We start from the raw sequence: 14,371 nt of genomic DNA on the forward strand, positions 1-14,371 counted from the left end.
GTGCACTAGAGGGATGAAAGCCCCGCCAGGGCCTGCAGCAGTTGGTCCGAGCTGGCGTGGGCGCCGAACACGCCCCCCTGCATGGTGATCATGTCGAGCGCGGCCTGGTGGTTGGCCGGGTCGGTGGCGGCCGTGCCATCGGACAGCAGCAGGCATTCGAAACCGCGGTCGTTGGCGTCGCGCATCGTGGTGTGCACGCACACGTCGGTGGTGATGCCCCCCAGGATCAGGTTCTCGATGCCGGCCAGGCGCAGCACCATGTCCAGGTCGGTGGCGTAGAACGAGCCCTTGCCGGGCTTGTCAATCACCAGCTCGCCGGGCAAGGGGGCCAGCTCGGGGATGAGCTCCCAGCCCGGCTCGCCCCGCACCAGGATGCGGCCGCAGGGCCCGGCGTCGCCAATGCCCAGGCCGTCCCGGCCGATCTGGCGTGAGCGCCAGCGTTTGTTGGCGGGCAGGTCCGACAGGTCGGGGCGGTGACCTTCGCGGGTGTGGATCACCAGCAGGCCCAGGGCGCGCAGGCGGGCCAGCACCCGGCGCAGGGGCTGGATGGGGGCCCGGGTGAGCGAGATGTCGTAGCCCATCACGTCGACATAGCCACCGGGGCCGCAGAAATCGGTCTGCATGTCGATCACGATCAGGGCGGTGTTGTCGATGCGCAGCGCGCCGTTCCAGGGCCAGGCGTAGGGCTGGGCATCCACGTGGAGCGAGGTCGGGGTGGGAAGGAGGGGGCTCATGGTGTCAGGGGCTTGGTTGATTGGGGGCCAACTGGATCAGCGTGATGACAGTTCACCGGGGCTGCCGGCGGCCACGCTGCCGGGGCGGCAGGTGATCACGAGGATCAGCAGGGTCAGCACGTAGGGCACGGTGTTGAACAGGTGATAGCCCCAGCCGATGCCCACCGACTGCAAGGCGGGGCCGATGGCGCCCGCACCGCCGAACAGGGCGGCCGCGCCCACACAACGCAGCGGGCTCCAGCGGGCAAAGATGACCAGGGCGACGGCGATCAAGCCTTGGCCGCTGGAGATGCCTTCGTTCCAGCTGCCGGGGTAGAACAACGTCAGCGATGCCCCACCCAGGCCGGCAATCAAGCCGCCGCAGGCCGTGGCGGCCCAGCGGATGCCGCCCACCGAGTAGCCCAGGGCGCGTGCGGCGTCGGCCGAGTCGCCGGCCAGGCGCACCAACAGGCCCAGGCGGGTGTTGGCAAAGGCCCAGCTCATCAGCGCGGCCAGCACCAGGCCCAGCGGCAGCAGCACGTTCACCTGCAGGGCGGCCTGCACGGCGGCGTTGCTGCTCCATTGGCCCAGGGGCAGGGCTGGCAATTGCGGGGCCTGAGGCTGGATCAGGGCCTTGCCCAGGTAGAAGGCCAGGCCCGTGCCGAACAGCATCAGGGCGATGCCGGTGGCCACGTCGTTGACGCCGGGCAGGCTGCACAGGCCCGCGTGCAGGCTGGCCAGGGCGGCGCCTGCCAGGGCTCCGCACAGCACGCCCACCCAGGGCGAGCCGCTGAGGTAGGCGCCACCGAAAGAGGCCATGGCCGACAGCACCAGCACCCCTTCCAGGCCCAGGTTGATGCGACCTGATTTCTCGGTCAGGCACTCCCCCAGGCTGACGAACAGAAAAGGCGCGCCCACGCGCAAGGCCCCGCCTGCGATGGCCGCCAGCAGGGTGATCCATTGGTCGCTGCTCATGGTCTGGACTCCTTCAGCGCCGGGCTGGTCGGCCACAGGCGGCGCCACAGCGCCGCAGGGTCGCCCTGGCGCAAGGCCTCGCTGGCCAGGATGAACACAAAGGTCAGGCCCTGCAGCACCAGCACCGAGGCGTCCGGCAGGCCGAGCCGACGTTGCAGCAGGCTTCCGGCGGCGCCAAAGCCGCCGAACAGGATGGCCACCGGCACGATGGCCAGGGGCTGGTGACGGGCAATGAACGAGACCAGGATGCCCGCATAGCCGTAGGCCGCGATCAGCGAGGCGTTGGCGTTGGTGTGCACGGCGGCCACCTCGACCGCGCCGGCCAGGCCGGCACAGGCTCCGCCCAGGGCACAGGCCAGCAGCACCAGGCGGGTGGCGGGCAGGCCCATGAGCTGGGCCGTGCGCCGGTTGCCGCCGACCACCCGCAGGGCAAAGCCCGAAGCGGTCAGGTGCAGCCAGCCGCCCAGCAGCCCGCAGGCCAGCACACCCAGCACCAGGCCCCAGTGAACATCGGAGCCGGCGATGCCGCCGATGCGCAGGCCCTCGGACAGCGTGAGGGTGGATGGCTTGTTCAGGCTGCCTGGGTCGCGCAGCGGCCCTTCGACCAGGTGCTTGAACAGGCCGATCGCCACATAGGCCAGCAACAGGCTGCTGATGGTTTCATTGATGCCTCGGTACTGGCGCAGCGCCCCCGCCAACATCACCCACAGTGCGCCGGCCAAGGCGCCCGCCGCGCAGGCCAGCACGCTGCCGGCCAGGTTGGCCGGCAGGGGCCACTGGGTGGCCACCGTGGCACAGGCCAGACCGCCCAGCACCAGGGCCCCTTCGCCTCCGATCACCACCAGGCCGGCCTGGGCCGGCAGGGCCACGCACAGCGCGGTCAGCATCAGCGGGGCGGCGCGTTGCAGGGTGTTCTGCCACGAGAAGGCATCACCGAAGGCCCCTTTGAAAAGCAGCCAGGCCATGTCGAATGGATCCACACCGGCCAGCCAGACCAGTGCACCAAACACCAGCAGCGCCGCCGCAAGGGCGCCGATGGGCAGAGCGATTTCCCGCAGGGCGTTGCGCATGACGATGGGCCGTGCGGGTGTCAGATCGAACCGACCACGCCTTCGACAAGGTAGTTCATCTTCTCAAGCTCCAGGTCGGTCTGCTTGAGCACCTTGCCAGCGGCCAGGATGGTGTTGCCCTTGTTGTCCTTGAGCGGGCCCTTGAAGATGTCGAAGCTGCCCGCCAGCATCTTGGCCTTGACCTCGTCGGCGTTCTTCTTGGCCGCGTCGCTCACGCTGGCGCCGTAGGGCGACATCTTCACGTAGCCCTCTTTCAGGCCGCCCCGCAGGAAGTTGGGGTGGGGTTTGCCGGCCTGGGCGGCTTCGATGATGGTCTTGTAGGCGGTGAGCCAATTCCACTCGGCGCCCGTCAGGTAGGCGGCCGGGGCCAGCTTGGCCTGGCTGGCGTGGTAGCCACAGACCATCTTGCCGCGCTTGGCCGCGGTTTCGACCACCACCTTGGGGCCATCGACGTGCATGGTGAACACGTCCACGCCCTGGTCGGCCAGGCTGTTGGTGGCCTCGGCCTCCTTGACGGCCATGGACCAGTCGCCCGTGAAGATCACGCTGCAGGTGATGTCCGGGTGCACCGAGCGTGCGCCCATCAAAAAGGCGTTGATGTTGCGCAGCACCTGTGGAATCGGCTTGGCAGCCACGAAGCCGATCTTGCGGCTTTTGCTCATGTGGCCAGCCACCACGCCATTGAGGTACTGGCACTCGTCGATGTAGCCGAAGAAGCTGCCCACGTTCTTGGGGTGCTTGCCTTCGGTCCACAGGCCGCCGCAGTGCGAGAAGCGCACATCGGGGTATTTGGGGGCCAGGGCCAGGATGTGCGGGTCGAAGTAGCCGAACGAGGTGGGGAACAGCAGGCTGGCGCCGTCCTGGGCGATCATGCCGGTCATGGTCTTTTGCACGGCCGCCGTCTCGGGCACGTTCTCCTCTTCGACCACCTTGATGCCGGGCAGCTTCTTGAGCTCGGCGGCGGCCTGGGCATGGGCCTGGTTGTAGCCGTAGTCATCGCGGGGGCCGACGTAGACCACCCCCACGGTGAGTGGTTTCTGGGCATGGGCCAGCAGGCTCAGCGGGCCGAACGAGGCCACGGCGCCAGTGCTGGCGAGGGTTTGCAGGGCGAGACGGCGATTCAGCTTGCGGTTCATGTTTCAGGCTCCATGGGTTCAGGTCGGGGGCACTTGCAAAAGGTGACAGCGGGAACCCCGGTCCACGCTGCCCAAGAGAAAAAGCGGGGTCAGCCGAGCAGGCTCACATGGGCGGCCACCACGCGCCAGCCTTCGGGCGTGCGCATCCAGGTCTGGCTCTGCCGGCCCAGGCGCGGGCTGCCGGTGCGGCGGAACTCGGTGTTGGCGGTGGCGAAGTTCTGGCCGTAGGTGGTGATCACGGTGTTGTGCAGGCTGCGCGCCAGGCCCTGTGGCGATCGCCCGGCGCGAAAGGCCTGGATCGCCTCGTAGCCCAGCAGGTTTTCGGTGGCGCCATAGCGCAGGGTGTGCGGGCTGTTCCAGAACAGCTCGTCGAGCACCTCGACGCGGTTGTTGACCAGGGCGTCTTCGTAGCGCGCAAAGACGGCCTGTACTTCGCTGAGCACGTCGGGAAGATTGATGGGCATGGGCATGGGCATGGGCATGGGCATGGGCATGGGCTTTCAATGGGGCTGGAATGCCGACGCGATCGGGGCCCGGGTCACGCCCAGGGCCTCCAGTGCGGCGGCGGCGCGCAAGGCCAGGTCTTCCCGCCAGGGGGCGGCGATCAGTTGCACACCGATCGGCAGGTGGGGCAGGGCCGGGTCGCATGCCCACACCGGCACGCTGCACACCGGCAGGCCGATGCACGAGATGGGTTGGGTGAGCAGGCCCATGCTGGGGCGCAGGGGCCACTGGCGCTCGTCGATCTGGAGGGTTTCGGCACCGATCGGCGTGGCGGCACAGGGGGTGGCTGGCGCCAGCAGCAGGTCCACCTGCTGGAACACCGCCGCCACGGCCTGGGCATAGCGCAGGCGCACGCGTTGGGCGCGGCTCACCCAGGCGGCCGGGATCAGCGCGCCGGCCAGAAAGCGGTCGCGTGACAGGGGTTCGAAGTCGTCGGCGCGCTGGCGCAGGTCGTTCAGGTGGCCGCTGGCGGCCTCGGCATTGGTGATCACAAAGGCGGCGGCACGCCCGGCCTCGACCAGGGGCAGCTCGTGGCGGGTGCTGGCCCCCAGGGCCTGGGCCACCTGCTGCACCGCGCGGCGGGCCGGGGCACTGGCCTGCTCTTCGAACCACCCCCCCAGGATGCCGATGCGCAGGCCGCCCACGCCTTGGGCCAGCCAGGGGCTGCAGGCCTGCACCGGTCGCTGGGCGCAGCCCGGGTCGCGGGCCTGACGGTCGTCCTCGGGGCCTTGCATCAGGTCGTAGCTCAGGGCCAGGTCGCGCACCGAGCGGGCAAACGGGCCCAGGTGGTCCAGGCTGGAGACAAAGGGGTAGCTGCCCGTGCGCGGCAGGCGGCCAAAGGTGGGCTTGAGGCCGAACACACCGCACAGCGAGGCCGGCACGCGGATCGAGCCGTTGGTGTCGGAGCCCAGGCTCAGCGGCACCTGCCCACCGGCCACGGCGGCCCCAGAGCCGCCCGACGAGCCGCCCGCGATGCGTGCCGGGTCGTGCGGATTGCGGCAGGGGCCCTCGTGGCTGTTCTCGGTGGTGAAGCCGTAAGCGTATTCGTCCATGTTGAGCGCGCCCACCAGCACCGCGCCCGCGGCCTCCAGGCGGCGCACCAGCAACGCATCGGCCGTGGCGCCCGGGCTGTCACGCTCGATGCGCGATCCGGCCAGGGTGGGCAGTCCGGCGATGTCGAACAGATTTTTCACGGCAAAGGGCACGCCGGCCAGGGGGCCGTGGCGCAGCAGCGGGTCGGCGTCGAGCTGGCGGGCGCGTTGGCGGGCCCGTTCGGCCAGCACCGAGGTAAAGGCGTTCAGCTGTGGGTTGTGCCGTTCGATGTGCTGCAGGCTGGCCTCGATCAGGCTGCTGGCACTGAGCTGGCCGGTGCGCACGGCCTGGGCCATGGCGCAGGCGTCCTGGCCCAGCCAGGGGCTGGCTTCATGGGGCATGGTCGTCTCCGGTGGGCGTGGCCAGTGGGTCGACTGGAGCGGGGGGCGGGGGGGGTGCGGGTACCGGCTCGAAGCGCAGGGCCGATTCGTCGTGTGGCAGCAGTTCGGTGGCTTCGAGCACGGCGGCAAAGCGCGCCGCCATGCCGAAGTAGGCCAGCACGCCCGGTCGTTGCTCGGCTGTCAGCGGCAGGCCCAGGACCAGGGCTGCGGCATCCACGTAGCGCGCCAGGGCTTCAGGAGAGGTGTCTCGGCTCATCGGCGCACCTCGCGTTGGAAGATCTCCAGGCTGCGGCGCCGGGTGCTCACAAAATCGGGCTCGCTGAGGGTGTCGACGGTGCGCGGGCGAGGGGCGTCATAGCGCAGGATCTCGGCCACCCGGGTGGGGCGCTTGGTCAGCAGCAGCACCTCGTCGGCCAGGTACACCGCCTCTTCGAGGTCGTGCGAGACCAGCAGCATGGTGGTGCCGGTCTGCATGAACACCTCTTGCAGCTTCTCGCGGATGAACAAGGTCATCTCGAAGTCGAGCGCCGAGAAAGGCTCGTCCAGAAACAGCACTTCGGGGCGGGGTGCCAGCGCCCGCATGATGGAGGCGGTCTGCTGTTGGCCACCCGACAGCTCGTAGGGGTAGCGCCGCAGGTCGAACTTGACATCGAACGAGGCCACCAGCTCCTCCATGCGGCGATCCACCTCGGCCTTGCTGCAGCCTTGCAGCTTGAGCGGGTAGGCGATGTTGTCCAGGGTGCGCATCCAGGGGAACAGCGCCTCGCGGTAGTTCTGGAACACGTAGCCGATCTGGGTGTCCTTGAGCGACTTGCCGTCGAACAGCACCTCGCCCGAATCGATGGGCACCAGGCCGGCGATCATGTTGATCAGGGTGCTCTTGCCGCAGCCGTTGGGCCCGAACACCGAAACGATCTTGCCTTTGGGGATGTCGAGGTCGAAGTTCTCATACAGCGGCCAGCCGGCAAAGTACTTGGTCAGGCCGCGGAGGGTGATATGGGTTCCGGCCGGGCCGGGGCGAAAGGCCGGCGTGGGCAGGTCGGCGAAGACGGGGGCGTTGGCGACCACACTCATGGCTTATCTCCCGCTCCAGTGGACGATGCGGCGTTCGGCCAGCAGAAAACTGATGTTCAGCACATAGCCCAGGGCCCCGGCGGCCAGGATCGAGGCGTACATGTCGCGCACGTTCATCACCTGTTGTGAATTGATGATGCGGTGACCCAGGCCGCTGTCGGCGCCGATGAACATCTCGGCCACGATGACGATGACCAAGGCCATGGACACGGCCGAGCGAAGGCCGACGAAGCTGGGCTGCAGGCTCTCCCAGATCAACACGTCGCGGAAGGTCTGCCAGCGGCTGGCCCCCATGACCTGGGCCGCCATCACCCGTTGCTTGCGCGCGTTGATCACGCCATAGGCGCTGTTGAAGACCACGATCAGCCAGGCGCCGAAGGCCGCGATGGCGATCTTGTTGACGTCGGACACGCCAAAGATCATCAGAAACAGCGGGATCAGGGCCGACGAGGGCGTGGAGCGGAAGAAGTCGATCAGAAACTCGACGCTGCGGTAGGCGCGCTCCTGGCTGCCCAGCAGCACGCCCAGGGGCACGCCGAGCACGGCGGCCAGCACAAAGGCCTGCACGGTGCGCCAGACAGTGGTCAGAAAGTCGCCCAGCAGGGCGCCCCCGGCCAGCCCGGTGATCAGGGTGGCCAGGGTGTCGGCCGGCGCCGGCAGCAGGATGGGTTTGACCCAGCCAACGCGCACAACCAGATCCCAGGCGATGAAAAGCAGCAGGGGGCCGGCCAGGGGCAAGGCGGCCGAAGCCGACGCCGAGAAGCGGCGCGGGGCGGGCATCTGCTGGGCCGAGGGGGCCTGCCAGGGCTGCGGGGTGTCGGGCGTGAGGGCAGGCGTCTGGCCTGGCGCTGCGATGGGGGAGGGAAGGGGGCTGCCCATGGCGCTCAAGCCTTGTAGAGCATGCTGTCCACCAGCAGGCGAGAAGCAAAGATGCCCTTGTCCGAGAACAGGTCGAAGAACTTCTGGAAATGCGCGATGTCAGCGGCCGTGAACTCGTTGTACAGCGTATAGGCCGCCAGAGGCACCTCGCCGGTGAGGGGGCCTTCAATCGCGGTGTAGCCCTTGAGGTATTGACGTGCATCGGCCGGTTTGCTGCGCACATGGGCCACGCCCTTGGCGTAGGCGGCAATGAACTTGTGGGCCTCAGCCGGGTACTTCTTGATGAAGGCCGCGGTCAGTGAGGCCGAGCCACCGAACCAGGGCGCCATGGGATCGCCCAGCACGTAGCGGGAGATCACGCCGGCCTCCAGCACGCGGGTGCTGCTGTTCAGGCGCCCGATGGTGCCCGTGGGCTCCAGGGTGTAGCAGCCATCGACCTGGCCGGCCGCGAGAGCCGCCACATGCTGGCCGATGGGCAGCTCGACGACGGTGGCGCCGGTGGCCCCGCCGCGCTCCAGCACGGTCTTGGCCAGGGTCACGTTCTGGATGCCAGGGCCCGACGCGACACGCTTGCCCTTCAGGTCGGCCATCACCTTGGCCGGGCTGGCACTGGGCACCAGCACTTCGTCGAGCACGTATTTGGCGTTGCTGGGGTTGGAGCAGAAGATCTTGAAGGTGCCCGGGGCCGCCAGCTCGCCGATGGCGATGTTGGCCGAACCGGTGCCATTGGCACTGCCGTCGCAGCGGTCGGACAGCATGGCCTCCATGATCTGCTGGGCGCCAGCGTGGCGCTGCACCTCCACATTGAGGCCGGCCTCCTTGAAGAAGCCCATCTCCACCGCCGCGTAGAAGGGCAGGCCGGCGGCGATGGGCCAGTAACCGATGCGGATCTTGGGACCCGTCTGGGCGTGGAGAACGGTCGGGGCGGCCAGGCTGGCCAGGGCGACGGCGCTGCCGGCTTGCAGCACCTGGCGCCGGTTCAGGGCTTGGCGGGAACGGGAGGCTGGGCTCATGGGTGGGCTCCTGGTCTGGGGTGGTCGGTGGGTGGGGGTCAGCGGCGGGCCTGGCTGGCGGCCATGTAGGCCCGCCAGCCACCGTGTGATGTGATGTCGGTGGCGCCGTCCAGGGCATGGCCTTCGCAGATGAAGCCATGCACCCAGCGCCCGTCGACAAGTTCGAGGCTGCCCAGGCCCAGCGGCGCCGGCACCCCGGCCAGAAAGCTGCCAACCTGGGGCATGGGCAGGCTCCAGACCTCGACCGCGATGGGCGCGCCTTGGCCGGGCCGGCGTTGCAGGCCAGGTTTGGGCGGGGTGGTGCCCGGCAGCGCCAACAGCCGGTAGTGGGCCGACGTGGTGGTGGCTTCCAGCAGGGTCGCGCCCCGCTCGGTGAGCTGGTGGTTGAGCGGCATGCCTGACAGGTGGGCGCCGACCACGGCCAGTTTCAGGTGGGCGGGGGCGCTGGCTCGGTGCAGGCCGGGCAGGGGTTTGGGGGCGGGCAAGGCCTGGCCGGTGGCGCCCAGAGGCAGACCGGCGGCCTGCTGGTAGCGCTGGCCCAGCTCGGCCAGTTGCAGATCGCTGCCGCAGGGGCCGATCAAGGTGATCCCGAAGGGCAGGCCGTCGGGGCGCAGGCTGCTGGGCACCGACAAGGCGGCGTAGTCGAGCAGATTGACGAAGTTGGTGTACTGGCCCAGGTTGCGGTTCAGTGTCACCGGGTCGGCCAGCATGGCCTGGATGCTGTAGTGGGTTGGCGCGGTGGGCACCAGCAGCACGTCGATCTGCTGCCACAGGTCGACCACGCGTTGGGCGCAGGCCTTGAGGCGGACCTGGGCCTGCACCAGATCGGCGGCGCTGTAGCGGCGGCCAGCCCCCAGGATGCTGCGCACGGGCTCGATGACCTCGGTCTCGTGGGCGTCAAAGAAGTCGCGCACGGCGGCATATCGCTCAGCCACCAGGGCACTTTCGTAAAGCAGGGCTGCGGCTTCGGCCAGTGGGGCGTAGTCGATGGTGCGCGCTGTGCCGCCCAACGAGGCCAGGCGCGCCTGGGCCTGGTCAAAGGCGCTGCGGGCCAGGTCATCACCGAAGAACTCGAGGCGGTCGGGCACGCCGAACACAAAGCTGGCAGGCAGCGGCTGGTCGAGCAGGGGCAGATGGCGCGAGAAAGGGTCGGCCGGGTCATGGGCGGCCAGGGTGTGCAGCACCTGCACGGCCACTTCGACGGTGCGGGCGAAGATGGACACGCAGTCCACGCTTTGGGCCGCGGGCAGCACACCGTGGGCGCTGATCAGGCCCTTGGAGGGCTTCAGCCCGACGATGTTGTTCAGTCCGGCCGGCACCCGGCCCGAGCCGGCCGTGTCGGTGCCCAGCGCGAAATCCACTTGGCCGGTGGCCACCACCCAGGCCGAACCCGAGCTGGAGCCGCCGCTGACCAGGTTGGGATCGAACGCGTTCGGTACCGGCCCGTAGGGCGAACGGGTGCCGTTCAGGCCGCAGGCAAACTGGTCCATATTGGTTTTGCCGTGCAGGCTGGCGCCCGCGGCCAGCAGCCGCTGCACCACGGTCGCATGGGACGCGGCGGTCAGGCTGAAGGCGGGGCAGGCCGCCGTGGTGGGCAGGCCTGCCACGTCGATGTTGTCCTTGACCGCAAACGTCAAGCCCGCCAGGGGGCCGTCGAGGCTGGTTTGAAGGGGCGAATGCAGCCGATGAAGCCATGCCGGTTCGGTGGCGGGCTGGGCCTGGGGCTGGGCGGTCGGCTGGGAAATCGGGTGGTGCACCATGTCAATGCATTCAAGCTTGGATACAAGAAGGAATGCAAAGGCTGTGCCAACCCCACCGGTCGCAGGGTCGATCACAGGGCCGTGTGTGGCCCACGCCATCGTTCAAGGGCCTGCGTACAGAGGGAAAAGTGTGGAAAGCACTGGGTGCCCAGGCCTGGGCATGAACCGAACCTGCGGCTTCAGGCAGGTTGGAAAATGGTGCGTCACCCGCTTGGGCCAGGCCTCAGACTGGGGCGTGACAGGGGCAGAAAGGGTGCCGGCACCTGCATGAGGCCCTTGGCAGGCAGGGACCGAGGTCGGCACAGGGAGGCTGGCGCCGGCAGAGCCGGGCGCCCGCCGGCGGGCAGGGGGCCGGCGCTTCGGCGCCCGGGAGCGAGGTCAGTGCAGCACCAGCACCGGCAGCTTGCTGCGGGCGATGATCTTCTTGGTGTGCGAACCGAAGACAAACTCGCCCAGCGGGCCGCGTCCGTGGGTGATCATGACAATCATGTCGCAACCGGCCTTTTCGGCTTCTTCAAGGATGGCGTGGTCGACGGCATAGGCGGTCACGGTCAGGCCGGCAAAGGTCACGCCAGCGGCCTGGGCGCGCTCTTCAAACTGCGTCAACAAGGCATTGGCGTGGCTCAGGTTGCGGTCTTCATGCTCTTTCATGCGGGCGGTGGCCACCGTGGCGTCGCTGCTGATGGTGGACAGCGGCATGTCGGGTTCGACCACGAAGCCCGTGATCTTGGCGCCGAGCTGCAGCGCGAGTTCGATGCTGCCATCCATGGCACGGTGGGACAGTTCAGAGCCGTCGACGGGGACGAAAAGGTGTTTGTACATGCTGTCTTTCTCCTCAGATGGATTCATCAAGGCGCCAGGTGGCGCTCATAGGATGATGAGTTGGCTTGAATTTGTTTTTTGGGTGCGTAAGCGCCCAGCAAAGTGTCACCCAGGCCCGCCAGGGTGGGCGTGTGGATGCTACGTAGTGCCCGGGGGTGCTGAGCCCCGGCACACCGGGGCAGCGCCTGCAACCGGGGACGGGGGGACAGCGGTAAGGGCATGTCTGAATTGTTTCAGAAGCTTGATTCCGCCGCGTGGGGACGCTAGCGTAGAAATTTGACCATGGTCAAACAGCTGCAGGATTGGCCGACGCGCCGGGCGAGGTCGGCTGCTGGATCCTGAAGCCAACAGGGCGGCCACAGAGTTCGTACCCATTCTGTAACCAGGGCTGGGCCCAAAGCCCGGTCTTCGGCGTTACCATAGCGTTGTAATTTAGTTACATAAACCATGAAACTCCATCCCACCGTTGAAGCTGTCACGCGCCGCATCGTCGAGCGCAGTGCCCCGGGCCGCGAAGCCTACCTGGCCCGCATCGAGGCGGCCGCGCGCCAGCCCCGAGGCGCCGACCGCATGGGCTGCGCCAATGTGGCCCACGCCTTTGCCGGTGTGCCCGGTCACGACCGCTTTCGCATCGTGGCCGAAAAGGCCCCCAACATCGGCATCGTCACGGCCTACAACGACATGCTGTCGGCGCATTCGCCGTTGCAGCATTACCCGGACCTGATCAAGTCCGAAGCCCGGCTGCATGGGGCCACGGCCCAGGTGGCCGGCGGCGTGCCAGCCATGTGCGATGGCGTGACGCAGGGCACGGCGGGCATGGAACTCAGCCTGTTCAGCCGCGACGTGATCGCCATGAGCACGGCAGTGGCCCTGAGCCATGACGTGTTCGATGCCGCCTTGATGCTGGGTGTGTGCGACAAGATCGTGCCAGGGTTGCTGATCGGCGCCCTGCAGTTCGGCCACCTGCCCACGGTGTTTGTGCCGGCGGGGCCCATGACCTCAGGTCTGTCGAACAATGACAAGGCCAAGGTGCGCGAGCAGGCCGCCCAGGGCCTGGTCGGGCGCGAAGCCCTGCTGGAGGCCGAGATCAAGGCCTACCACGGCGAAGGCACCTGCACGTTCTACGGCACGGCCAACAGCAACCAGATGCTGCTGGAGGCCATGGGCCTGCACGTGCCGGGCACGGCCTTTGTGAACCCTGGCCAGGCGCTGCGCGCCGAGCTCACCCGCGAGGCGGCCCGCACCGTGCTGGGCATCACCCGGGCGCGCCGGTTTGCCCCGATCGGGCAGGTGGTGGACGAACGCTGCATCGTCAACGCCATGGTGGCCTTGCTGGCCACGGGCGGTTCGACCAACCACCTGATCCACTGGGTGGCCGTGGCCCGTGCGGCGGGCATCCTGATTGACTGGAACGATTTCTCCGAACTTTCCGAGGTGGTGCCGCTGCTGACGCGTGTCTACCCGAATGGCAGCGCGGATGTGAACCAGTTCCAGGCGGCGGGCGGCCCGGGCTTTGTGATCCGCGAACTGCTGGACGCCGGCCTGATGCATGAGGATGTGCTGACCGTGCGCTCCGGGGGGCTGCGTGAATACACCCGCATCCCTGAAGCAGGGGGGGCGGGCCAGGCCTTGCAATGGCGCGACATCGGTGCCAGCGGCGACGACAGCGTGGTGCGGCCGGCCAGCCAGCCGTTCAGCGCCACCGGGGGCTTGCGCTTGTTGCGGGGACGCCTGGGTCGCAGCGTGATCAAGGTGTCGGCGGTGCCCGAAGACCGCCATGTGATCGAGGCGCCGGCCCGGGTGTTCAACTCGCAGGACGAACTCCATGCCGCCTTCAAGGCCGGCGAACTCGACCGTGACCTGGTCTGCGTGGTGCGCTGGCAAGGGCCGCGGGCCAACGGCATGCCTGAACTGCACAAGCTGACGCCGCCGCTGGCCGTGTTGCAGGGCCGCGGCTTCAAGGTGGCGCTGGTGACCGATGGCCGCATGAGTGGTGCCTCGGGCAAGGTGCCGGCGGCCATCCACGTCTCTCCCGAGGCTTTGGCCGGCGGTCCGCTGGCCAAGGTTCAAGACGGCGATCTGATCCGACTGGATGCTGTGGCCGGTACCCTCGACGTTCTGGTCGATGAAACCACCTGGGCCGGCCGAGCGCTGGCCCAGATGCCTGCCGAGTTGCAGGCTGCGAATGCGCTCGGTTGCGGGCGCGAACTGTTCACGGGCATGCGCAGGCATGCCCTCACCGCTGAAGAAGGAGCCTGCACATGGCTGTGAAACCCCTTGCCCCCCCTCTCGCCACACCATTGACCGCCCTGGCGGTGATGCGCGATGCGCCGGTCATCCCGGTGATCGTGCTCAACGACGTGGCCCATGCCGTCCCGCTGGCCCGCGCCCTGGTGGCGGGCGGCATCCGCATGCTGGAGGTGACACTGCGCACCCCGCAGGCCCTGGCCTGCATCGAGGCGATTGCCCGCGAGGTGCCCGAGGCCGTGGCCGGTGCCGGCACGCTGCGCAGCGCGGCCGATGCCCAGGCTGCGGTCAACGCAGGCGCACGCTTCGGGGTCAGCCCGGGCTACAGCTCGGCGCTGGGCCAGGCCTGCCGTGACCTGGCGCTGCCCCTGCTGCCCGGCGTGGCCACCGGCAGCGAGATCATGGCCGCCATGGAAGACGGCTTGACTGAGTTGAAGTTTTTCCCGGCCATGCAAGCCGGCGGCCCGGCCATGCTGAAAGCCTGGCATGGCCCCTTTGGCGACATCCGCTTCTGCCCCACGGGTGGCGTCAGCCCCACCAATGCGAATGAGTTTCTGGCCTTGCCGAATGTGGCTTGCGTGGGGGGCTCGTGGCTCACCCCGGCCGATGCGGTGGCCCAGGGCGATTGGGCCCGCATTGAATCGCTGGCCCGCCAGGCCAGCCAGTTGCCGCGGGCTGGATGACCGCTGGCCTTGGCGTGTGGCCTGCGCGGGCCACACGCCAGGCAGGCTGCCGGGCCCCTGCG

14 protein-coding genes are annotated in these 14,371 nt (G+C 68.5%); 2 read left to right on the forward strand and 12 right to left on the reverse strand.

Annotated features, from left to right (window positions below):
• Window positions 1–5 precede the first annotated feature (5 nt).
• The 12 genes from biuH to AC3WUT_RS01775 all read right to left on the reverse strand — a co-directional run bounded on the left by biuH (window position 6) and on the right by AC3WUT_RS01775 (window position 11,379).
• The gene (gene biuH / locus AC3WUT_RS01720; protein WP_492345326.1) at window positions 6–734 is read right to left on the reverse strand and encodes a biuret amidohydrolase; all 729 of its coding nucleotides are present in this window, start codon (window positions 732–734) and stop codon (window positions 6–8) included.
• A 36-nt stretch (window positions 735–770) separates the two neighbouring features.
• Window positions 771–1,688 carry an ABC transporter permease gene (locus AC3WUT_RS01725; protein WP_492345327.1) on the reverse strand — a complete coding sequence of 306 codons (918 nt, stop codon included), beginning with the start codon at window positions 1,686–1,688 and terminating at the stop codon, window positions 771–773.
• A complete protein-coding gene (locus AC3WUT_RS01730; RefSeq protein ID WP_492345328.1) occupies window positions 1,685–2,758 on the reverse strand; it encodes an ABC transporter permease in 1,074 nt (357 codons plus the stop codon). The genes AC3WUT_RS01725 and AC3WUT_RS01730 overlap by 4 nt, the downstream gene beginning before the upstream one ends.
• A 20-nt stretch (window positions 2,759–2,778) precedes the next feature.
• On the reverse strand, window positions 2,779–3,894 hold the full coding sequence (locus AC3WUT_RS01735) for a BMP family ABC transporter substrate-binding protein (RefSeq protein WP_492345329.1): 1,116 nt from the start codon (window positions 3,892–3,894) through the stop codon (window positions 2,779–2,781).
• Between the two features lie 89 nt (window positions 3,895–3,983).
• Complete coding sequence (gene hpxZ / locus AC3WUT_RS01740) at window positions 3,984–4,358, reverse strand: oxalurate catabolism protein HpxZ (RefSeq protein ID WP_492345600.1); 375 nt, start codon at window positions 4,356–4,358, stop codon at window positions 3,984–3,986.
• 36 nt (window positions 4,359–4,394) lie between these two features.
• Window positions 4,395–5,831 (reverse strand): AtzE family amidohydrolase, encoded by a 1,437-nt coding sequence (locus tag AC3WUT_RS01745; RefSeq protein WP_492345330.1) that lies wholly within the window; start codon window positions 5,829–5,831, stop codon window positions 4,395–4,397.
• Window positions 5,821–6,087: a DUF4089 domain-containing protein gene (locus tag AC3WUT_RS01750; protein WP_492345331.1), complete on the reverse strand. Its 267-nt coding sequence runs from the start codon at window positions 6,085–6,087 to the stop codon at window positions 5,821–5,823. Before AC3WUT_RS01750 ends, AC3WUT_RS01745 begins: the two co-directional genes overlap by 11 nt.
• Window positions 6,084–6,905 (reverse strand): ABC transporter ATP-binding protein, encoded by an 822-nt coding sequence (locus AC3WUT_RS01755; protein WP_492345332.1) that lies wholly within the window; start codon window positions 6,903–6,905, stop codon window positions 6,084–6,086. The genes AC3WUT_RS01750 and AC3WUT_RS01755 overlap by 4 nt, the downstream gene beginning before the upstream one ends.
• A 3-nt stretch (window positions 6,906–6,908) precedes the next feature.
• Window positions 6,909–7,685 (reverse strand): ABC transporter permease, encoded by a 777-nt coding sequence (locus AC3WUT_RS01760; protein ID WP_492345601.1) that lies wholly within the window; start codon window positions 7,683–7,685, stop codon window positions 6,909–6,911.
• 104 nt (window positions 7,686–7,789) lie between these two features.
• On the reverse strand, window positions 7,790–8,797 hold the full coding sequence (locus tag AC3WUT_RS01765) for an ABC transporter substrate-binding protein (RefSeq protein WP_492345333.1): 1,008 nt from the start codon (window positions 8,795–8,797) through the stop codon (window positions 7,790–7,792).
• A 38-nt stretch (window positions 8,798–8,835) separates the two neighbouring features.
• Window positions 8,836–10,557: an allophanate hydrolase gene (atzF, locus tag AC3WUT_RS01770; RefSeq protein WP_492345334.1), complete on the reverse strand. Its 1,722-nt coding sequence runs from the start codon at window positions 10,555–10,557 to the stop codon at window positions 8,836–8,838.
• A 378-nt stretch (window positions 10,558–10,935) separates the two neighbouring features.
• Window positions 10,936–11,379: a universal stress protein gene (locus tag AC3WUT_RS01775; protein ID WP_492345335.1), complete on the reverse strand. Its 444-nt coding sequence runs from the start codon at window positions 11,377–11,379 to the stop codon at window positions 10,936–10,938.
• 447 nt (window positions 11,380–11,826) lie between these two features.
• Here AC3WUT_RS01775 and edd point away from each other — a divergent pair, with 447 nt between their 5' ends.
• Entirely contained in the window at window positions 11,827–13,650 is a 1,824-nt protein-coding gene (gene edd, locus AC3WUT_RS01780; protein ID WP_492345336.1) for a phosphogluconate dehydratase, read from the forward strand.
• Complete coding sequence (eda, locus tag AC3WUT_RS01785; protein ID WP_492345337.1) at window positions 13,641–14,309, forward strand: bifunctional 4-hydroxy-2-oxoglutarate aldolase/2-dehydro-3-deoxy-phosphogluconate aldolase; 669 nt, start codon at window positions 13,641–13,643, stop codon at window positions 14,307–14,309. The genes edd and eda overlap by 10 nt, the downstream gene beginning before the upstream one ends.
• Window positions 14,310–14,371: the final 62 nt, after the last annotated feature.

The organism is Curvibacter sp. EU05-FHT14A10 (genome assembly GCF_058791075.1).